At 67.0% G+C, this 21,657-nt stretch carries 15 protein-coding genes; 5 read left to right on the forward strand and 10 right to left on the reverse strand.

Features of this window, described 5'->3' with window-relative positions; translation table 11 throughout:
* Positions 1–95 precede the first annotated feature (95 nt).
* Together PEM_RS12520 and pilH are read left to right on the forward strand one after the other, a co-directional pair.
* Positions 96–1,091: a YhdH/YhfP family quinone oxidoreductase gene (locus PEM_RS12520; protein ID WP_053498913.1), complete on the forward strand. Its 996-nt coding sequence runs from the start codon at positions 96–98 to the stop codon at positions 1,089–1,091.
* Between the two features lie 88 nt (positions 1,092–1,179).
* Positions 1,180–1,551: a twitching motility response regulator PilH gene (gene pilH, locus PEM_RS12525; protein WP_005410644.1), complete on the forward strand. Its 372-nt coding sequence runs from the start codon at positions 1,180–1,182 to the stop codon at positions 1,549–1,551.
* Between the two features lie 125 nt (positions 1,552–1,676).
* Here pilH and PEM_RS12530 read toward each other — a convergent pair whose 3' ends face one another.
* The gene (locus PEM_RS12530) at positions 1,677–2,564 is read right to left on the reverse strand and encodes a DnaJ C-terminal domain-containing protein (RefSeq protein ID WP_005418339.1); all 888 of its coding nucleotides are present in this window, start codon (positions 2,562–2,564) and stop codon (positions 1,677–1,679) included.
* Between the two features lie 261 nt (positions 2,565–2,825).
* Between PEM_RS12530 and PEM_RS12535 the strand changes: the two genes are divergently transcribed.
* Together PEM_RS12535 and PEM_RS12540 are read left to right on the forward strand one after the other, a co-directional pair.
* Positions 2,826–3,308, forward strand: coding sequence for a peroxiredoxin (locus tag PEM_RS12535; RefSeq protein WP_005418341.1), 483 nt, complete (start codon positions 2,826–2,828; stop codon positions 3,306–3,308).
* A gap of 29 nt (positions 3,309–3,337) precedes the next feature.
* Entirely contained in the window at positions 3,338–3,913 is a 576-nt protein-coding gene (locus PEM_RS12540; protein WP_065178220.1) for a ferritin-like domain-containing protein, read from the forward strand.
* A gap of 115 nt (positions 3,914–4,028) precedes the next feature.
* Here PEM_RS12540 and pbpC read toward each other — a convergent pair whose 3' ends face one another.
* The 9 genes from pbpC to prpB form a co-directional block, all read right to left on the reverse strand.
* Positions 4,029–6,410 carry a penicillin-binding protein 1C gene (gene pbpC / locus PEM_RS12545; protein ID WP_111128957.1) on the reverse strand — a complete coding sequence of 794 codons (2,382 nt, stop codon included), beginning with the start codon at positions 6,408–6,410 and terminating at the stop codon, positions 4,029–4,031.
* A 49-nt stretch (positions 6,411–6,459) separates the two neighbouring features.
* Positions 6,460–11,367 carry an alpha-2-macroglobulin gene (locus PEM_RS12550; RefSeq protein WP_111128955.1) on the reverse strand — a complete coding sequence of 1,636 codons (4,908 nt, stop codon included), beginning with the start codon at positions 11,365–11,367 and terminating at the stop codon, positions 6,460–6,462.
* 248 nt (positions 11,368–11,615) lie between these two features.
* Entirely contained in the window at positions 11,616–13,076 is a 1,461-nt protein-coding gene (locus PEM_RS12555) for a bifunctional 2-methylcitrate dehydratase/aconitate hydratase (RefSeq protein WP_111129190.1), read from the reverse strand.
* Positions 13,077–13,200: 124 nt separating this feature from the next.
* On the reverse strand, positions 13,201–14,379 hold the full coding sequence (gene prpF, locus PEM_RS12560) for a 2-methylaconitate cis-trans isomerase PrpF (protein WP_005418353.1): 1,179 nt from the start codon (positions 14,377–14,379) through the stop codon (positions 13,201–13,203).
* Positions 14,380–14,382: 3 nt separating this feature from the next.
* Complete coding sequence (locus tag PEM_RS12565) at positions 14,383–14,745, reverse strand: type II toxin-antitoxin system RelE/ParE family toxin (protein WP_069139389.1); 363 nt, start codon at positions 14,743–14,745, stop codon at positions 14,383–14,385.
* The gene (locus PEM_RS12570; protein ID WP_065178214.1) at positions 14,742–14,984 is read right to left on the reverse strand and encodes a type II toxin-antitoxin system ParD family antitoxin; all 243 of its coding nucleotides are present in this window, start codon (positions 14,982–14,984) and stop codon (positions 14,742–14,744) included. The genes PEM_RS12565 and PEM_RS12570 overlap by 4 nt, the downstream gene beginning before the upstream one ends.
* A gap of 100 nt (positions 14,985–15,084) precedes the next feature.
* On the reverse strand, positions 15,085–17,703 hold the full coding sequence (gene acnD / locus PEM_RS12575; RefSeq protein WP_111129188.1) for a Fe/S-dependent 2-methylisocitrate dehydratase AcnD: 2,619 nt from the start codon (positions 17,701–17,703) through the stop codon (positions 15,085–15,087).
* A 97-nt stretch (positions 17,704–17,800) separates the two neighbouring features.
* Positions 17,801–18,958 carry a 2-methylcitrate synthase gene (gene prpC, locus PEM_RS12580; RefSeq protein WP_005418357.1) on the reverse strand — a complete coding sequence of 386 codons (1,158 nt, stop codon included), beginning with the start codon at positions 18,956–18,958 and terminating at the stop codon, positions 17,801–17,803.
* A 35-nt stretch (positions 18,959–18,993) separates the two neighbouring features.
* On the reverse strand, positions 18,994–19,887 hold the full coding sequence (gene prpB / locus PEM_RS12585) for a methylisocitrate lyase (protein ID WP_111129192.1): 894 nt from the start codon (positions 19,885–19,887) through the stop codon (positions 18,994–18,996).
* Positions 19,888–20,041: 154 nt separating this feature from the next.
* Here prpB and prpR point away from each other — a divergent pair, with 154 nt between their 5' ends.
* Positions 20,042–21,625, forward strand: a complete 1,584-nt coding sequence (prpR, locus tag PEM_RS12590) for a propionate catabolism operon regulatory protein PrpR (RefSeq protein WP_111129186.1) — start codon at positions 20,042–20,044, stop codon at positions 21,623–21,625.
* Positions 21,626–21,657: the final 32 nt, after the last annotated feature.

Genomic DNA, 21,657 nt, shown 5'->3' on the forward strand with positions numbered 1-21,657 from the left:
AACCATTACCGATCATACAAGATGGGGCGGATCGGCAGGATCGAAAGGGGGGCAACGGGGTAAGGTGGCGTTTTCCTCGAAGTCAGGCAATGCCGATGGCCCCCACCACCCCGTTCACCGCCTTCCGCATCGAAAACGACGACGCCGGTTACCGCAGCGGCCTGGCCCAGCTCAAGGTCGAAGACCTCAGCCCCGGCCAGGTTCTGATCCGCGCCAACTGGTCCTCGGTCAACTACAAGGACGCCCTGGCCGGCACCGGCAAGGGAAAGATCCTGCGCCGCTTCCCGCTGGTGGGGGGCATCGACGTAGCCGGCACCGTGGTCGCCAGCACCGATCCGGAATGGCGTGAAGGCGACGCGGTGCTGGCCACCGGCTGCGGCCTCAGCGAGACCCGCGACGGCGGCTACAGCCAGTATGTGCGGCTGGAATCGCGTGCGGTGATCGCCCAGCCGGCCGGGCTGAGCCCACGCGAGGCGATGGTGCTGGGCACCGCCGGCTTCACCGCGGCGTTGGCGCTGCTGCGCATGCAGGACAACCGGCAGAGCCCGGAACTTGGACCGCTGGCGGTCACCGGCGCCAGTGGCGGCGTCGGCGCGCTGGCACTGTCGATCTTCAGCCGCGCCGGCTACACGGTGCATGCGATCAGCGGCAAACCCGACCAGACCGGTTTCCTGCACGCCATCGGCGCCACCGAGGTGCTGCCGCGTGAGGCCCTGGCCGACACCGGCCCGCTGCAATCGGCGCGTTTCGGTGGGGGCCTGGACAATGCCGGCGGCGCCATGCTCGCCAGCCTGCTGGCGCAGACCGCGCCCTACGGCAGCGTGGTCAGTGCCGGCCTGGCGGCCAGCCCGGCGCTGGACATGACCGTGATGCCGTTCATCCTGCGTGGCGTGTCGCTGCTGGGCGTGTCCTCGGCCAATGCGCCACGCGGGCTGCGCGAGGATGTCTGGGCGCGGCTGGGCAACGAATGGAAACCGCAGCACCTGGACCGCATCTGTACCGCCGAGGTTGGCCTTGATGGCCTGCCGGCCGTGTTCGAGCGGATGCTGGCGGGCGGCTCGCTGGGCCGCACCGTGGTGCGGATCGACTGAACGTAGCAGGCAGGCGACGGACGGCAGATGCGCCCCTCCCGCCGGTAATGAGCCCGCACTACACTGCGGGCATTACATGGGGAACAACATGGCACGCATTCTGATCGTCGACGACTCACCGTCGCAGCTGTTGGGGATACAGCGCATCGTCGAGAAGCTCGGGCACCAGATCCTGACCGCCACCGATGGCGCCGCCGGGGTCGAAACCGCCAAGGCCGAGCTGCCCGACCTGGTCCTGATGGACGTGGTGATGCCCAATCTCAACGGCTTCCAGGCCACCCGCACCCTCGCCCGCGACGAGGCAACCCGGCATATTCCAGTGATCCTGGTGACCACCAAGGACCAGGACACCGACCGCATGTGGGGCATGCGCCAAGGCGCCAAGGCCTACATCACCAAGCCGTTCTCGGAAGACGAGCTGTCCGAAGTGCTGGAGCGCGTGTTCGCCGGGCAGGGCTGAGACGCGCGCGGGTGGGTGCCGGCCTTGGTCGGCACGCTCTTGTTTGGTAGGTGCCAACCTTGGTTGGCACGCCTTGAACGGCCGAAAGGCGTGCGGACCAAGGTCCGCACCCACCAGGATCCATCTCAGATCGTCTCGCCAAACGCCTTGGCCAGGTTCCGGTAGGCCTTCTTCTGCGCCTCGTCGGTCGCGGCCGGGGCCACGATCTCGATCTCGACGATCTGGTCGCCATCCGGATTGCCCGGCAGGCCACGCCCGCGCAGGCGCAGCTTGCGCCCGGCATCGGAGTCGGCCGGGATCTTCAGTTCCACCGCGCCGCCCAGGGTCGGCACGCTGATGCTGGTGCCCAGCGCGGCCTGCCACGGCGTGACCGGCAGGGTGTAGAGGATGTTGCGGCCATCGACCTCGAACTGCGGGTGTGCGGCGTACTCCACTTCCAGCAGCAGGTTGCCGCCATGGTTGCCCTGCCCCGCCAGGCGGATCACCTGGCCCGGACGGATGCCCTTGGGCACGCGCACGTCCAGCTGCTTGCCGTTGACGGTGATGCGCAGGCTGTCGCCGCTGTAGGCCGCTTCCAGCGGTACCGACAGCTTGGCGCGGGTGTCGCGGTTGGGCGCATGGCCCTGGCTGCTGAATCCCGGGCCAGGGCCGGCACCGCCGCGCTGGCGCGCGAACAGGCTTTCGAAGAAGTCGCTGAAGCCGCCGTTGGCGCCACCACCCCCGAACACTTCCTCGAAGTTGAAACCACCGGCGCCGCCGTAGTTCGGCGGCACGTTGAACTCCTCGCCCGGGCGATAGCCCTGCGCGCGCAGCTGGTCGTAGGCTGCACGCTTTTCCGGGTCGCGCAGCGCCTCATAGGCCTCGTTGACCGCCTTGAACTTGTCTTCGGCCCCGGCCTCCTTGCTGACGTCCGGGTGGTACTTGCGTGCCAGCCGGCGGTAGGCGGTCTTGATCTCCGCCTCGCCCGCGCTCGGTTCCACCCCCAGGGTGGCGTAGTAATCCTTGAATTCCATCCAGCTACCTCGATCTGCTTCGGCCGCGCCGGTGGCGCCGCCCCGGGTTCATTCTACGCGCCGGCGATGCTACGCCGTCGCTCGTGCGGCCCCGGTGAGGCCGACTGATCCTGCGCAATGCGGTTGCCATCGCCCTGCCCCAGGCTATGGCTGGAAGCCCGCTCCGCAAAGCCTGAAGATGGGCCCTGCACGCCGGTTTTCCAATGTCTTGACGTCCCTGTCCCATCCGGCCCACTACGCTGCCCCAGCAAGGAGTTCCCCATGACCATCCATGTCGGCGACCGCATTCCGGAAGTCACCCTCAAGCGCATCCGCGAGGGCATTGAAACGCTCGATACGCATTCGCTGTTCGACGCGCGCAAGGTGGTGCTGTTCGCCGTGCCCGGCGCGTTCACGCCGACGTGCTCGGCCCGCCACCTGCCCGGCTACGTCGAGAAATTCGAGGCCTTCCGCCAGCGCGGCATCGATGTCTACTGCATGGCCGTCAACGACCCGTTCGTGATGAAGGCCTGGGCCGCCGATCAGCACGTGCCCGACGGCCTGCTGATGCTGTCCGACGGCAATGCCGAACTGACCCGTGCGCTCGGCCTGGAGCTCGACGCCAGTGCCTCGGGCATGGGCATCCGCTCGCGCCGTTTCGCCCTGTTCGTGGTCGACGGCGTGGTCCGCGCCGCCTGGGTTGAACAGCCCGGTCAATTCGAAGTGTCTTCGGCCGACTACGTGCTGGAGCACCTGCCCACCTGATCTCCCACCGCAAGAGGAAACGGCCAGCCATGTCCAGCAAGCCAGCCAAAGCCCCCAAGCCCACCGCGCAGATTCCCGGCATCAGCGAGCGCACGGCCCTGCGCCAGCGTGCCCGGCGCAACATCGAGGATGGTGCGATCACCGACAGCTACAGCGCCGACCGCAAGGTGGTGATCAAGCTGCTCAACGACGCACTGGCCACCGAGTACGTGTGCGTGCTGCGCTACTACCGGCACTACTTCATGGCCAAGGGCATGCTGGCCGACGCGGTGAAAGCTGAATTCCTTGAACATGCACAGCAGGAACAGGCGCATGCCGGCAAGCTGGCCGAGCGCATCGTGCAGCTCGGCGGCGAGCCCGACTTCAACCCGGATACGCTGACCGCGCGCTCGCATGCCGAATACAAGGAAGGCAGCGACCTGCGCGACATGGTCCGCGAGAACCTGGTGGCCGAACGCATCGCCATCGACAGCTACCGCGAGATGATCAACTTCATCGGCGACCGCGATACCACCACCAAGCGCATCCTCGAAGAGATCCTGGCACAGGAAGAGGAACACGCCGACGAGTTCGCCGATCTGCTGGATGGGTGGATCGGGGAGTGATCCGGTAGATGCCCACCTTGGTGGGCGCCTTTGCCGCGTGCCAACCAAGGTTGGCACCTACCAGAGCACGGCGATGTCGTTGGCGCTGGACCGCGCGCCGCGCATGGCCCGGCGCCTACCGGAGGACAGTGAACCGTACCTGCGTCCACGCGCCGTCTGCGGCCAAGGCGGTCAGGGTATGCGCACCGGGATCGGCGAACTCGCGCTGCATCAACTGCGCGCCGTGGGTCTGCGCGATCCAGCGGCCGTCCAGCAACCAGTCCACCGCCTGCTCGCTGCCCAGCGCGCGCAGCTGCAGGCGCACGCCGTGTTCCGAATTAGGCGCGCGCGCCAGCGTGGCGCCGTCATTGAGCCCGTCCACATGCAGCGCGACGCTGGCCTCGCGCCCGTCGTCGCGGCAGTCTGGCGACAGTCCCGGCAACTGCGAAGCCTCGCGCGTGGCCTTGGGCAGCCACGGTGACAGCAACGCCGGCCAGCGCGCGATCTCGCGGGCGACTTCTTCGTGCGGCAAGCGGCAATCGGCAGACACGCGCAGTCCGCTGCGGGCATCGGCCAGGTAACGCTGCCGGCCCGGCTGCCAGCGCCGCGCCTCGCGTTCGGGGAAGGTCGGCGGTGCGGCGCCATCGAGCAGGTAGGCTGGCATCCGCCGCTGGCACAGTGCGGCCGGCAGTCCCTCGGCACGTTCGCCAGTGGGCCAGCAGATGTCTTCCTGGCTGACACTGGCCGGCATCGGCGCGGCCGCCGAATCACCACGCTGGCGCGGCAGGCTGTCCACCACTTCGAACATCAGCGGCAGCGCGGTGACCGCGCCGTACTGGCCCGGCAACGGAGTACCGTCCGGCCGGCCCACCCACACGCCCACCGTGTAGTGGCGGGTACTGCCGATCGCCCATGCATCGCGGTACCCGTAACTGGTGCCGGTCTTCCACGCCACGCGCGGGCGGCCACCGACATCGAACGTCCCGGCGCTGTATCCCGGGCGCGGGTTTGATTCGAGCATCTCGCGCACGATCCAGCTGGCGCCCGGCGAGGCCAGGCGCCGCTCGATCATCGGCTCGTCGTCGGTGTAACGCACGCGGCCGGCGATACCGCTCCGGTTGAAGGCGGCGAACGCGCCGACCAGGTCTTCCAGACGCGCGCCGGTGCCGCCCAGGATCAGCGACAGGTTGGGCGAACTGCCCGGCGGGAAGCGCAGCTGGATCCCGGCGTGCGACAGGCGGGCAGCGAAGCGCGCCGCGCCGACCCGCTGCAGCAGATCCACCGACGGCACGTTGAGCGACAGCCGCAGTGCGCTGGAGGCACCGATGGGCCCATTGAAGGCCATGTCGAAGTTGCCGGGGCGGTAGCTGCCGAAACTCTGCGGTGCATCGACCAGCAGGCTTTCCGAATGGATCAGGCCATCGTCCAGCGCCATCGCGTACAGGAACGGCTTGAGCGTGGAGCCTGGCGAACGCCAGGCCTGCACCATGTCCACGTGACCCAGCCGCTGGCGGTCACCGAAGGACAATGTACCGACATAGGCGCGTGCCTGCAGGGTCCGGTTGTCGACCACCAGCAGGGCCGCCGAGGTACGCTCGGGCAGCGTCGAGAAATAGCTGGCCACGCGCTCTTCCAGCGTGCGCTGCAGGCCGATGTCGATGCTGCTCTGGATGCGTGCCTGGCCCGGATGCGCCGAGTGCAGGCGCTGCGCCAGCAGCGCGGCGTGCAAGGGAGGGCGCAGCGAACGCGCCACCACGTTCTCGACGCGCGCATCCTCCACTTCTTCCGGTGTCCACGCGCCCAGCTCGGCCATGCGTGACAGCACCTTGTCGCGCGCCTTCTGCGCAGCTTCCGGATGGCGGTCCGGGCGCAGCCGGCTGGGCGCCTGTGGCAGCACCGCCAGCAGCGCAGCCTCGGCATGCGACAGCTGCGCCGCCGGCTTGCCCAGATAGGCCCAGCTGGCCGCTTCCACGCCTTCGATGGTGCCGCCGTAGGGTGCACGCTCCAGGTACAGGGCCAGGATCTGCTGCTTGCTCAGGTGCACCTCAAGCTGCACCGCACGCAGCATCTGCTTCAGCTTGCCCCACGGGGTGCGTGAGTGCGGATCGAGAATGCGCGCGACCTGCATGGTCAGGGTCGAACCGCCGGACACGATGCGGCCGCCGCGCAGCAGCTGGCCGCTGGCCCGCAGGATCGCCAGCGGGTTGATGCCCGGATGGCGCCAGAACCAGCGGTCTTCATAGGTCAGCAACGCCTGCAGGTACAGCGGTGAGACGCTGTCGATCGAGGCCGGATAGCGCCACACGCCCTCGGCATCGGCAAACGCGCGCAATGGCGTGCCGTCGGCAGCCACCACCAGGGTGCTGGTATCACGCTGCTTCGGCAGCGGCGGCGGGAAGGCGAAATCCAGCACCAGCAGCAGCGCCAGCGTGGCGGCCGTGCCCCAGCGCAGCCACGGCCACAGTGGCCGCAGCCGGCGGCGCAGGGCTGCCAGCCGGTTCGTCATCGTGTTCTTCATTGCGGGTTGCCAGCAGGACGGGCCGCGCCGTCGCGGCCCGTCCGCGCGGTCACGGCTGTACCACCGTGATCGTGGTCGGGTTGCTGCGGCCGACGCCGCGCAGCTGCGGCCGGTACATGTCCTCCACCAGCGGCGGCGGCACCGAGTAGGTTCCCGGCGTCACCGCGCGGACCAGGTAGAACACGTTGGCCTTGCTGCCACGCGAGAGCTTCAGCGCGGCCACGTAGCGGTCGTCGCGGAAATCCTCGTGCTTGGTATCGGCGGCCTCACCACGGTCGCTGATGGTGATGCCATCGACCACCACGTCGGCCCACTGCTTGGCATCGCCCAGGTTGAAGTTCTCGATCTCCAGGCCCGCCGGCAGCAGGTCGGTCAGCAGTGCATCGGGCATCGTGGTGTCGGCGGTGACGGTGACGCGCACGATCAGCGCTTCGCCTTCCTTCAGCGGGCGCGGCGACCACGGCTTGCCATCGGTACCAAAGTAGCTACGTTCAATACCCACTACGCTGTTGTCCGGTGCGGGCGCACTGCGCGGGATGCCGGCCACATCAATGCTGGCGAACATCGGCGGCTGCCCCTGCGGGGTGAAGCGCACGCCGCTGGCCAGCTCGCTGGCGCTGAAGTTGCGGCCGAACAGCTTGCGCTCGCCGATGGCTTCGGTGCTGCCACCGATCACCAGCTCACCGGCCACCAGCGCCTTCTGGTTGGCGGCCAGGGCCTTGCCGAGGCGGGCAATCGCCACCTGTTCCTGCGTGCTCAGCCACATCCAGCCGGCATTGCGGCGCGCATCCAGGCCACGGCCAAGATCCACCGCACGCGCATCCCAGGCGGGCTTGGCCAGCTTGTTCTCGTGGGTCAGCGCGATCATCAGTGCATCATCGCGGATCGCACTGCCGTAGTCGCCGAAGTACGACGGACGTTCGCTGCTGGACTTGGCGAAGGCCGCCGCCAGCGCGGCCTGGCCACGCTTGGCATCACCCTGCAGCGACAGCGCCACGCCCAGGTGGACCAGCGACAGGCCACCGACCGCCTTGCTGCGTTCGTTGTCGTACAGCGTGCGCAGGGTACCCAGCGGTGCACGATTGACCCGGGCCAGCACGTAGCCCGAATACGCCTGGTTGGCGAACTTCAGCTTCTCGCGATCCTCCTGGCCATAGAACTGATTGCCGCCGGACAGCAGATCCTCGCTGAGCCGGTTGAGCGCCTTCTGCAGCACGTTGTCGGGCACCGCAAAACCGGCGTCCTTGGCGTCGAGCAGGAACTCGGTGATGTACGGCGTCAGCCACGGGTTCACGTAGCCGTCGTCACCCCACATCGAGAAGTTGCCGTTGGCCACCTGCATCGACGCCAGGCGACCGAACGCACCTTCCATGCGCTCTCTACGGGTCTTGGCATCCAGGCCATCGGCGCCGAGCATCGACGAGGTGGCCTGGTCCAGGATCAGCGCGGCGTAACCCTTGCTGGTGGTCTGCTCGGCGCAGCCATATGGATAGTTCAGCGCGCCCTGCAGTGCACTGGCGAACGGGATCGGCGGCAGCGGGCTGACCAGCAGGCGGGCATTCACCGACTCGGACATCAGGCCCTCGGTCAGGCTGTTGTCGAGGCTGACCGCGGCCAGCGGATCGAGCGTGCGCACCTGCGAACGCAGCACCTGCGGCCACGCCGCACGCACCGGCAGGTCGTAGCGGCGATCAGCCTTGAAGCCGTTGCCGTCCACCCGCACCCGCACCTTGGCCACGCTGTGGCCCTCGCGAGCCGACAATGGGAAGCTCAGCGTGGTCTTGGCGTCGGCATTCAACTGCACGCTGCGGCTGCCCTCGCCCAGGTTCAACGGGCCTTCGCTCTCCACCTTCACGTTGAACTGCCCCGGCTTGCCGGTGAAGTTCTGCACGTCCAGGGTCACGGTGCTGCGGTCGCCCGGGGCCAGCACGCGCGGCATGCTGGCTTCGGCCAGGATCGGGGCGCGCACAATGGTTTCCACGTCACGCTTGCCGTACTGGTCATCGCTGTAGACCAGCGCCGACACGCGCAGGGTGCCGTTGAAGTCCGGCACTTTCAGCCGGATGCGGGCATTGCCCTTGGCATCGAGCTGTACCGGGCCGGAGAACAGGTCCACGGTCTGCACGCGCGCGGTCGGGCGCTTGGCCTGCGGCAATGCCTGCAGCGCCATGTCGCCGCCGAACTTCAGCTTGCCGCTGCCACCATCGAAGCTCTCGATCACCCGGCTGTAGATGTCGTAGGCATCGATACCGAGGCGACGCTGGGCAAAGAAGTGTGCACCGGCATCGGGCACCGGGAAGCGGGTGATGTTGAGGATGCCCACGTCCACCGCCGAAACGGTGACGTGCGCGGTCTTGCCGGCCAGCTGCGGCGCACTGACGGTTACCGGCAGGTCCTGCTCCGGGCGCATCTGCTTGGGCGCGACCAGGCCTACGGCCACCGTGCGGCCCTTGCGGTCCATCGGCACATGCACCACGCCTACCGCGCGGGCCGGGGTGATCTTGCTTGGCGCACTGCCGCCACGGAACACCAGCGCGGTGATGTAGACGTCGTGGCGCTCCCAGTCGGCGGTGACCGGGATCTTGAAGGTCGAACCCGGCTTGGCCTCGATGTCCTGCACATACAGCATGCGGTCGGTCTCGACCATCAGGATGCCCTTGCCGGCGTGCGGCGGGGTCACCGTCACCTCCAGGGTGTCACCGGCCTTGTAACCGGTCTTGTCCAGGCCCAGCTTGACCTTGTCCGGGCGCGCATCCAGGCCACGGTTGTCATCGCCCCAGCTCCAGCCGGCACGGAACGGATAGCGGCTGGTCAGGCCGGTGGACGGATCGAACACGTCCACCCGGTACTCGCCCCACTCCACCGGGAAATCAAAGGCGACCGCGCTGTTGCCGGCATCGACGGTGCGGGTTTCCTTGTTCTCGAAACGGCGGGTGAAGTCGTAGTCCCAGCGGTTGTCGTTGAAGGTCCAGTGGTAGTCGCGCAGCTCGCGCACCAGGGTGATCTTCAGGCCCTTGGCTGGCTGCGGTGTGCCGGCGGCATCCACGCGCATCAGTTCGAAGCGTGCGTTGCCGTTGGAATCAGCACCATCGTCGGGGTTGAACAGCGGTCGCACGCCGACCAGCGCATTGGCCGGCCACATCACCCGCTTCAGGGTGCGGGTGACTGTGCGGCCGCCGGTTTCATACAGGCTGCCGGACAGCACCACGGCGATCGGCGCCTTGGCCTTGGCCGCCTCTTCCGGCAACGCCACATCCTCACGCAGCTGGCCATTGCCCGGCAGCGTGGTATCGATCACGTCCTTGGCCTCGCGCGGCAGCTGCAGGGTCGGGTCACCGAAGAAATAGCCCGGCAGGCCTTCCACCGGCTTCTGTTCGGCGGCCACCGCCATGCGTGCGGTGAAGCGGTTGCCATCGGCCGGTGCGCCATACAGGTAGGCGCCATTGGCCTGCAGGCGCAGGTCCTCACCCGGCTTCAGCGTCTTCTGCGCGCTGTCCAGGTCCAGTTTCATGCGCTCGGGCAGGAACTCCTCGATGCGCAGGGTCATGCCCTGGATCGCTTCCTTGCTGGCCGGGTCGGTGCGGAACTCGACCTGCCAGCGCCCGGTCGGCGCCTCGGCGGGGATCACCTGCTCGAAATTGATGTAGCCCTGGTCACCCGGCTGCAGGCGGGTCTCGCGGAACGTCTTGCCGTCGGGCTGCTTCAGGCGCAGGAACACCGGTTGCGCCTTGACCGGCTTGCCATCGTTGTCACGCAGCAGCGCGGACAGGCGCACGGTCTCGCCCGGGCGGTACAGGTCGCGGCCGGACCAGGCATAGACATCGAACCATGCGTTGTCGCGGCCGGCCACGGCGAATTCGCTCAGGTCCAGCGCCGGCTGGTTGAACGGCAGGAAGCTGGTGTCCTTGCCGCTGCTGGCGACCAGCACGTGGGTGGCATCCAGGGTGTAGTTCAGCAGCGCATTGCCATTGCCGTCGGTGCTGCCCTTCAGCACCACCTCGCCCTTGGCGTCGAGCACGTGCAGGTCGATGCCCTTCAGCGGCGCGCCGTCCTTGAGACCGGCGGTATGCACGAACAGCTTGTCCTTGTAGGCCCGGGTGTGCAGGCCGATGTCGCTGACCGAGAAGAACGCGGTGTCGAACTCGCCTTCGTAGTCACCGGTACGCTTGAGCAGGGCGAAGTACAGGCCCGGCTCCTGCAGTTCCTTGATGTCCTGGGTGGGCAGGTAGGTCAGCACCCGCTCGTTCTTCTTGCCCCCCAGGATGAAACGGTTGACGTACACCGGCTCGGCCAGCTTGTTGATCGGGCTGCGCTCGTAGTCGCTGCTCAGCTCCCAGCTGCCACGGCGGCCGCCGCGCTGGTACTGGCTGAAGAAGGTCGGAAGATCCTTCTCGCGCACGCGCAGGAATTCGACGTCGACTTCCGGAACGTTCACCGAGACCACCGGCAGGCCACGGCTGTCCTTGGCCGGCAGCACGCTGCCCTGCGAGGCGAAGCCAACCACCGGCTTCAGCTCGCCGCTGAACACCTTCTGCTTCAGTTCCTTGCCCAGGCGGCTGCCATCGGCGGCCAGCAGGTCCGGCGAGACCACCAGGCTGAACTCCTTGCCGGCCTCGACAAACGGGTAGCGCAGGGTCAGGCCGTCATCGGACAGCGTCCAGCTGCTGTCCTCGGTGCCGACCTTCTCCTCGAAGCGCACCAGCGTGTCGAAATCCTGGGTGCCGACCAGCGGGCGCGAGAACTCCAGCGCCAGCGACAGGCCGTCATTCTTCTGGTCCGGGTAGGCCCGCAGCAGGGTGAATTCCTTCACCTGCTCGGCCTTGGTGGTGATCGCCTCGCCACTGGCCTTGGGCAGCTGCCCGCTGTCGTTGCGGCAGCCGGCCAGGCCCAGCAACAGGCCTCCTGCCAGTACTGCCGCCGCCCATCCCCACCGCTTCCGCCGTGCCGGACCGCTCATGTCGTCACTCCTTGATCGAGGTGGCCATTATAGGCAGGCCGCGTCAAGGCGTTGGCGCCCCGGCGGTCGGAAACCCGGTTCCGCCCGGGACCCGCTAGCTGTGTAAACCCACCACGTTGTTCAGCGGGATTCTGGAAATAGGCGGCTGGCTGCCGGTAACCACCATTTTCCAAAGATGCCCCGGATGAACAACCTACCGAGAGATCACAGCTAGCCGCCAACCTTGGTTGGCATCTATCAGAGCGGCCTCACCCCGGCAGGTACAGGTCCACATAGTCGGTCACCGGCATTGCCGCCAGCGCCACCGGATCCAGTGATGCCGCCAGGATGCGCTGCTGCTGGACTGTCGGGAAGCGGTGGGCCAGGTGCCGGCGGAACTTGTCCATCAGCAGCGGAATGCCTTCCTCCCGGCGTCGGGCATGGCCGAGCGGGTATTCCACCAGTACCTCGGGCAGCTCAGTACCGTCGCTGAAGCGCACGCCCAGGCCGTTGGCGATGCTGCGCTTGTCCGGGTCCAGGTAGTCGGCGCTGAGTTGCGGATCCTCATGGCAGGCCATCTTCGCCCGCAGGGCATCGATGCGTGGATCAGCGGCAACGTCGTCCTCGTAATCCTCGGCCACCAGCCGCCCGTGCAGCAGCGCGATGGCGACCATGTACTGCACGCAATGGTCGCGGTCGGCCGGGTTATGCAGCGGGCCCTGCTTGTCGATGATGCGGATGCAGGCTTCCTGGGTCCGGATCGCGATATGCGCGATGTCCTCGACCCGCCGCCCCATCGCACGCAACTGCTGGTGCAGCATGATGGCCGCCTCCACTGCGGTCTGGCCATGGAACTCGGCCGGGTAGCTGATCTTGAACAGCACGTTCTCCATCACGTAGCTGCCCAGCGGTCGCCCCAGCGTCAGTGCCTTGCCATGCATCGACACCGCTTCAAAGCCCCAGGTCGGCGCGCTGAGCACGCTGGGGTAGCCCATCTCGCCACTGGCCGCCATCAGCGCCAGGCGCACGCCACGGCTGGTCGCATCGCCAGCTGCCCAGCTCTTGCGCGAGCCGGTGTTGGGTGCGTGCCGGTAGGTGCGCAGGGACTGACCATCGACCCAGGCCAGCGACAACGCATTGAGCATGCGCTCGCGATCCAGGCCGAGCAGCTGCGCAACCACAGCGGTGGTGGCCACTTTGACCAGCACCACGTGGTCCAGCCCGACCCGGTTGAAGGAATTCTCCAGCGCCAGCACGCCCTGGATCTCGTGCGCCTTGATCATTGCCAGCAGCACGTCGCGCACGGTCGGCGGTGGGCGCCGCAGAGCCTGCGCGTTGCGCCCCAGCCAATCGCAGACGGCAAGGATCCCACCCAGGTTGTCCGAAGGGTGCCCCCATTCGGCCGCCAGCCAGGTATCGTTGAAATCCAGCCAGCGCACCATCGCGCCGATGTTGAAGGCGGCCTGCACCGGGTCCAGCACGTAATGCGTACCCGGAACGCGCGCGCCGTTGACCACGCTGATGCCCGGCACCAGTGGACCAAGCAGTTTGCTGCAGGCCGGGAACGACAGCGCTTCCAGGCCGCAGCCCAGCGTGTCGAGCAGGCAGTGGTGCGCGGTCTGGAACGCCAGGGGTGAGTCGATGCGCGCGTCGCGCACGTAGTCGACGATGCCCACCAGCAGCGCATCCCACGCTGCACGCTCGTTGGATGGGGTGTGGCTGTCGGACATTATCGATCTCCTCGTTGCGGTGCACGGTCGCCCGTGCACCATGCCAACCAAGGTTGGCATCTATCAAAGCAATCGGTCTCTGCGGCCCGGTAGTCGCCAACCTTGGTTGGCGTTCACCAACGCATCACTCGACCGGTACCCGCACCTTGCCTTCCATCAGCACGCGGGCGCTGCGGCTCATGATGGCCTTGGTCACCGTCCATTGGCCGTCAACGAGACCGGCCTGCGCACCCACGCGCAACGTGCCGGAGGGATGGCCGAAGGTCACCGCTTCGCGTTCGCCGCCTCCAGCAGCGCGATTGACCAGCGTGCCCGGAATCGCTGCCGCGGTGCCGATCGCCACGGCAGCGGTACCCATCATCGCGTGGTGCAGCTTTCCCATCGACAACGCACGCGCATGCAGGTCGATCGCCGAGGCCGGAATGACCTTGCCACTGGACGACACGTAGTCCTGCGCCGGTGCCACGAAGGCCACCTTCGGCGTGTGCTGGCGGGTCGCCGCATCTTCCAGGTTCTTGATCAGCCCCATGCGCAAGGCGCCGTAGGCGCGGATCTTCTCGAAGCGCTCCAGCGCCCCCTTGTCCTCGTTGATCGCAGGCTGCAGTTCGGTGCCGGTGTAGCCCAGGTCTGCCGCATTGAGGAAGATGGTCGGAATGCCGGCGGTGATCATGGTCACCTCGAAACTGCCCACGCCCGGCACGTCCAGGGTGTCGACCAGGTTGCCGGTCGGGAACATCGCGCCCGCATCGCCGTCATCGGACGGATCGATGAACTCCAGCTGGATCTCGGCGGCCGGGAAGGTCACGCCATCCAGCTCGAAATCACCGGTCTCCTGCACTTCGCCATCGCGCATCGGCACGTGGGCGATGATGGTCTTGCCGATGTTGGCCTGCCAGATGCGCACGGTGCACAGGCCGTCGCGTGGCACGCGGGACGGATCGATCAGGCCGTTGGCGATCGCGAACGGACCCACCGCAGTGCTGAGGTTGCCGCAGTTGCCGCTCCAGTCGACGAAGGCGGTGTCGATCGAGACCTGGCCGTACAGGTAGTCCACATCGTGGTCCGGCACCGACGCGGTGGAAATGATCACGCATTTACTGGTGCTGGAGGTGGCGCCGCCCATGCCGTCGGTCTGCTTGCCATACGGATCGGGCGAGCCGATCACGCGCATCAGCAGCGCATCGCGTGCGGCGCCCGGCACCTGCGCGGCGTCGGGCAGGTCCTGCAGGCGGAAGAACACGCCCTTGCTGGTGCCACCGCGCATGTAGGTGGCGGGAATACGGAGTTGAGGGAGGAAAGTCATGGATCAGTATCCTGGGTGCGACGAACCAATATCGGGGTTGAGCTCCTCGTCTTCGAGCAGTGCTTCCATACCCCGCGAAGCATTCCAGATGCGCACGATGGAAACGTGCGCAGGTAGCTCCACGTAGTAGACCAGGTAGCCGTCGAAGCGACGAACCGGATGAAAACGCAACGGCGCTGGCAGCGAGGGCAACAGATCCGCATGCAATGTGGAACCAGCACCCGGGTGAGCCTCGATCAGCTTGACGACGGACTCCACCGCATCGATGAAGCCAACTTCCAGCACTTCTCCGCCCTGATCTGCATACCAGGCTGCTGCCTGGTCGAGATCTAGAACCGCTGCAGGAGACCAGTGCGAAGGTCTCACTTGCGGTTCCGAGCACGCTCACGGAGCTTGTCGAAGTGATCCGGCGCCAGAGGCGCCGAAGGACCAGAAGACAGCCCCTCGGCAATCAACTGCTTGAGCAGTGCTTCGGCCTTGCTGCGCTGGCGCTGGCGGATCAGGTCGCGCACATAGTCCGACGTGCTGGAGTAGCCGCCTTCGCGCACTTCTTCGTCCACGAACTGCTTGAGCGGATCAGTCAGCGAAATGTTCATGGTGGCCATGAGACTCTCCATTGGCAGTTTTTGCCAAGTCAGTGTGCGCCCTGCCCAGGTGTCGGACAAGCCCGCCCCCGGCCTCCGGGGGCAGGCATTCAGGCCGGTATCACGCCACCTTGGCGCCTTCCAGGAAGTCCTGCGCGAAGCGCTGCAACACGCCACCGGCCTCGTAGATCGCCACTTCCTCGTCGCTGTCCAGGCGGCAGGTGACCGGCACGATCACGTCCTGGCCGTCGCGGCGGTGGATGACCAGCGTCAGCTCGGCGCGCGGGGTGCGCTCGCCGACCACGTCGAAGGTCTCGGTGCCATCGATGCCCAGGGTCAGGCGGGTGGTACCCGGCTTGAACTCCAGCGGCAGCACGCCCATGCCGATCAGGTTGGTACGGTGAATCCGCTCGAAGCCCTCGGCCACGATCGCCTCCACGCCAGCCAGGCGCACGCCCTTGGCGGCCCAGTCACGCGAGCTGCCCTGGCCGTAGTCGGCACCGGCAATGATGATCAGCGGCTGCTTGCGCTCCATGTAGGTCTCGATGGCTTCCCACATGCGCATCACCTTGCCTTCCGGCTCCACGCGCGCCAGCGAACCCTGCTTCACGCTGCCGTCGTCGTTGCGCACCATCTCGTTGAACAGCTTCGGGTTGGCGAAGGTGGCGCGCTGCGCGGTCAGGTGGTCGCCGCGGTGGGTCGCGTAGGAATTGAAGTCCTCTTCGGGCAGGCCCATCTTCGCCAGGTACTCACCGGCGGCACTGGAGGCCAGGATCGCGTTGGACGGCGACAGGTGGTCGGTGGTGATGTTGTCCGGCAGCACCGCCAGCGGGCGCATGCCCGACAGCGTGCGCTCACCGGCCAGTGCGCCCTCCCAGTACGGCGGGCGACGGATATAGGTGCTCTGCGGGCGCCAGTCGTACAGCGGGCTGACCGTCGCGCCGTGCTCCACGCGCACATTGAACATCGGGTTGTAGACGCGGCGGAACTGCTCCGGCTTCACCGAGGCCTTGACCACGGCGTCGATCTCGGCGTCGCTCGGCCAGATGTCCTTCAGGCGCACCTCGTTGCCGTCGGCGTCCACGCCCAGCAGGTCCTTCTCGATGTCAAAGCGCACGGTGCCGGCGATGGCATAGGCGATCACCAGCGGCGGCGACGCCAGGAAGGCCTGCTTCGCATACGGGTGGATGCGGCCATCGAAGTTGCGGTTGCCCGACAGCACAGCCGTGGCGTACAGGTCACGGTCGATGATCTCCTGCTGGATGGCCGGATCGAGCGCGCCGCTCATGCCGTTGCAGGTGGTGCAGGCGAAGGCGACGATGCCGAAGCCCAGCTTTTCCAGGTCCGGCAGCAGGCCGGCCTCTTCCAGGTACAGCTGCACCGCCTTCGAGCCGGGCGCCAACGATGACTTCACCCACGGCTTGCGCAGCAGGCCGCGCTCGTTGGCCTTGCGTGCCAGCAGGCCGGCAGCGATCACGTTGCGCGGGTTGGAGGTGTTGGTGCAGCTGGTGATGGCGGCGATGATCACCGCGCCATCCGGCATCAGGCCCTGCGCCTGCTCGGCCTTGCCCGCTGCCAGCTTGGCCTCGTCGGCGATGCCGCGCTCGGCCAGCTCGGCGGTCGCCACGCGCTTGTGCGGGTTGGACGGGCCGGCCATGTTGCGCACCACGCTGGACAGGTCGAAGCGCAGCACGCGCTCGTACTGTGCGGTGGCCAGGTCGCCAGCCCACAGGCCGGTGGTGCGCGCATAGTTTTCCACCAGCGCCACCTGCGATTCCTCGCGCCCGGTCAGGCGCAGGTAATCGATGGTCTGCCCGTCGATGTAGAACATCGCGGCGGTGGCGCCGTATTCGGGGCACATGTTGGAGATGGTGGCGCGGTCACCGATGGTCAGTGCCGCCGCTCCCTCGCCGAAGAATTCAAGGTACGCGCCGACCACGCGCTCCTTGCGCAGGAATTCGGTCAGCGCCAGCACCACGTCGGTGGCGGTGATGCCCGGCTGCGGCCTGCCGGTCAGCTCGACGCCGATGATATCCGGCAGTCGCATCCACGAGGCACGACCGAGCATCACGTTCTCGGCTTCCAGGCCGCCCACACCAATCGCGATCACGCCCAGCGCATCCACGTGCGGGGTGTGGCTGTCGGTGCCCACGCAGGTGTCGGGGAAGGCTACGCCGTCCTGCACGTAGATCACCGGCGACATCTTCTCCAGGTTGATCTGGTGCATGATGCCGTTGCCCGGCGGAATCACGTCCACGTTCTCGAACGCCAGCTTGGTCCAGTCGATGAAGTGGAAGCGGTCTTCGTTGCGGCGATCCTCGATCGCGCGGTTCTTCTCGAACGCCTGCGGATCGAAACCACCACACTCCACCGCCAGCGAGTGATCGACGATCAGCTGCACCGGCACCACCGGATTCACCTTGGCCGGGTCACCGCCCTTGTCAGCGATCGCATCGCGCAGGCCGGCCAGGTCGACCAGTGCGGTCTGGCCGAGGATGTCGTGGCAGACCACGCGCGCGGGGAACCATGGGAAATCGAGGTCGCGGCGGCGCTCGATCAGCTGCTTCAGCGAGTCGCCGAGCGTGGCCGGATCGCAGCGGCGCACCAGGTTCTCGGCCAGCACGCGCGAGGTGTACGGCAGGGTGGCGTAGGCGCCGGGCTGGATTGCATCGACGGCGGCGCGCGCGTCGAAATAGTCCAGCGCGCTGCCGGGGAGGTTCTTGCGGTAATCGGTATTCATGGGCTGGCGGAATGCTTGGGGCGGGCCGGGTGCCGGCGGTGCGGCGGCGAAAGCATCCGGCCGGCACGCGGCCGGCCGGATGGGTACAGCAGGTGGATCAGACGCGCTTGTCGATGGCGACGAAGTCGCGGTCTTCCGGACCGATGTAGTTGGCGCTCGGGCGGATGATCTTGCCGTCGATGCGCTGCTCGATGATGTGCGCGCTCCAGCCGGCGGTGCGCGCGATCACGAACAGCGGGGTGAACATCGCGGTCGGCACGCCCATCATGTGGTAGCTGACGGCGCTGAACCAGTCCAGGTTCGGGAACATCTTCTTGATGTCCCACATCACCGATTCCAGGCGCTCGGCGATGTCGTACATCTTCATGCTCGACTGTTCTTCGGACAGCTCGCGGGCCACGTCCTTGATCACCTTGTTGCGCGGATCGGAGACGGTATAGACCGGATGGCCGAAGCCGATCACCACTTCCTTGCGCTCGACGCGGGCCTTGATGTCTTCCTCGGCCTCATCCGGATTGTCGTAGCGCTTCTGCACTTCGAACGCCACTTCATTGGCGCCGCCGTGCTTCGGGCCACGCAGTGCGCCGATGCCACCGCAGATCGCGCTGTACATGTCGCTGCCGGTACCGGCGATGACACGACAGGTGAAGGTCGAGGCGTTGAACTCGTGCTCGGCGTACAGGATCAGCGAGGTGTGCATCGCCTTCACCCACGAGTCCTGCGGCTTCTCGCCGTGCAGCAGGTGCAGGAAGTGGCCACCGATCGAGTCATCGTCGGTTTCCACGTCGATGGCACGGCCGTTGTGGCTCCAGTGGTACCAGTACAGCAGCATCGAGCCGAGGCAGGCCATCAGCTTGTCGGCAATGTCGCGCGCGCCCGGATGATTGTGGTCATCCTTCTCCGGCGCCACGCAGCCGAGCACGGACACACCGGTGCGCATCACGTCCATCGGGTGTGCCGACGGCGGCAGTTCTTCCAGTGCGGCCTTCACCGCGGCCGGGATGCCACGCAGCGACTTCAGCTTGGCCTTGTACGAAACCAGCTCGGCGCGGGTTGGCAGCTTGCCGTGCACCAGCAGGTAGGCGATTTCCTCGAACTCGCTGGTGTTGGCCAGGTCCAGGATGTCGTAGCCACGGTAATGCAGGTCGTTGCCACTGCGGCCCACGCTGCACAGCGCGGTGTTGCCGGCGGCGGTGCCGGACAGGGCGACGGACTTCTTCGGCTTGAAGGTCGGGGTTGCGGTCGTATCGTTCATGTTTCCCTCCGAAACTTGATGGTGCAGGGTACTGCTTATTTCTTGGCGGCGAACAGCGCATCGAGCTGCTGCTCGAAGGCGTGGTAGCCGATGCGGTCGTAGAGTTCTTCGCGGGTCTGCATGGTTTCCACCACGTTGCGCTGGTGGCCATCGCGGCGCACCGCCTGGTAGACGTTCTCGGCCGCCTTGTTGGCCGCTCGGAACGCCGACAGCGGGAACAGCTGGATCGCAACACCGGCCGAAGCCAGTTCATCGCGGCTGAACAGCGGGGTGGCACCGAATTCGGTGATGTTGGCCAGCACCGGCACCTTCACCGCGTCGACGAAGCGACGGTAGGTGTCCAGGTCGTAGGCCGCCTCGGCGAAGATACCGTCGGCACCGGCCTCGACACAGGCAATGGCGCGCTCGATGGCCTTGTCCACGCCGTCCACCTGGATGGCGTCGGTACGCGCGACCAGGAAGAAGTCCGGATCGGTCTTGGCATCGGCGGCAGCCTTCACGCGGTCGACCATTTCACCCTGCGAGACGATCTCCTTGCCCGGACGGTGACCGCAGCGCTTGGCGCCAACCTGGTCTTCGATGTGGCAGGCGGCCGCGCCGGCCTTGATCAGCGACTTCACGGTGCGCGCGATGTTGAACGCACTCGGCCCGAAGCCGGTATCGATGTCCACCATCAGCGGCAGGTCGCAGACATCGGTGATGCGGCGCACGTCCACCAGCACGTCTTCCAGGGTGTTGATGCCCAGGTCCGGCAGGCCCAGCGAGCCCGCGGCAACACCGCCGCCGGACAGATAGATGGCGCGGAAGCCGGCGCGCTTGGCCAGCAGGGCGTGGTTGGCGTTGATGGCGCCGATCACCTGCAGCGGCGATTCGGCAGCAAGCGCCTCACGGAAGCGGGCACCGGCGGAGAAGGGGGCGGAAGCGGTCATGCGGCAATCCAGGTTGGAGAACGGATAGATAGGCGCAAGCACCATGCCAAGCTGCAAGCCGTTGATTTCACGGGGATGACCACCACGCAATAGTGAAACATATGAAACATTGAAACGGATGTATCATGAAACATCACGTCGACCTCCAGCCGCCATGTACCTGCCCCGCTCACCCCTGCGCCACGCCGACACCGACCCCGGTCGCCCGGTGATCTGGACGGTCAGCGTCTCGCGCCTGACCGGCCTGCTCGGCGATGTCATTCCCGAATTCGATCGACGCGCGCGCATCGAGCAGATCAACCTAGGTTTCGAGGAAGCGGTGGATGTGATCGGTCAACGCCTGCGCCGCGAGCATTGCGACGTGGTCATCGCCGGCGGCTCCAACGCGGCCTGGCTGCGCGGTCGGCTGGAGCTGCCACTGGTGCCGATCCAGGCCAATGGCTTCGACCTGATGGAAGCGTTGGCCCGTGCCCGCCGCATCGCCAGCCGCATCGGCCTGGTCACCCACGCCAGCGACGTACCGGCGTTCAGCAACTTCCAGCAGAGTTTCGGCCTGGATATCGAGCACCGCCGCTTCGTCACCCGCGAGGATGCGCGCGACTGCATCGCCGACCTGCGCGCCAACGGCATCGAGGTCATCGTCGGCACCGGCATGGCCATCGACCATGCCGAGCAGGCCGGCCTGCCGGGGGTACTGCTCTATTCGGCCGACTCGGTGCGGCAGGCGTTTGAACATGCGCTGGAGCTGACCCAGGCGCTGGCCCGCTCCAGCGGCAACCGAGCCGCCCCGCGCCGGCGCCCGGCAGCGCGTGCCGACACGCATGAACTGCTCGGCGACAGCCAAGCGATGGCCCAGGTGCGCGCACAGATCGCGCTCTATGCACCGCATGACAGCACCGTACTGGTGACCGGCGAAACCGGCACCGGCAAGGAACTGGTAGCGCGTCAACTGCACGCCGCCAGCGGCCGTCGCGGGCGCTTCGTGGCGCTGAACTGCGGCGCCATCAGCGAATCACTGCTGGAAGCCGAACTGTTTGGCTACAGCGATGGTGCCTTCACTGGTGCACGGCGCGGTGGTCGCGTGGGCCTGGTCGAGGCCGCCGATGGCGGTACGTTGTTCCTGGATGAGATCGGCGAACTGCCGCTGCCGTTGCAGACCCGCCTGCTGCGCGTGCTGGAAGAACGCGAGGTGCTGCGTGTCGGCGCTACCGAACCGACCGCAGTCGACCTGCGCGTGGTGGCCGCCACCCTGCAGTCGCTGGAACAGCACGCGGCGACCGGCGGCTTCCGTCGCGACCTGTATTACCGGCTGGCCGCACTACGCATCGCCCTGCCCCCGCTGCGTGCGCGGCGCAGTGACATCCCGCTGCTGGCACAGCACTTCTTCCGCCAGCTGCGTGGCATCGACGCGCCATTGGATGAGGATGCACTGGCGTTGCTGAGCGCGGCCCAGTGGCCCGGGAACGTGCGCGAACTGCGCAATCTGGTGGATCGACTACGCATCCACTGGCAGCCTGGGGAAGGATTGATCGATACAGCGCGTCTGCTGCAGCTCGCGCCCGAACTGGTGAAAGAAAGCGCCACCATGCTGCCGCTGGAAAGCAACGGCAAGCGTCCGCCGCGCGCGCAGCTGGAAACACTGCTGCGGGAACACCGCAATGACCGTGAGGGCATGGCACAGGCGCTGGGCGTATCACGCACTACGCTATGGCGCTGGCTGCGCGCGGAGGGGCTGTAGAGCCGGGCCCATGCTCGGCTGCGCGTGCGGAA

Origin of the sequence: Stenotrophomonas sp. Pemsol, from assembly GCF_003586545.1 — a bacterium.
Classification (GTDB): domain Bacteria; phylum Pseudomonadota; class Gammaproteobacteria; order Xanthomonadales; family Xanthomonadaceae; genus Stenotrophomonas; species Stenotrophomonas sepilia.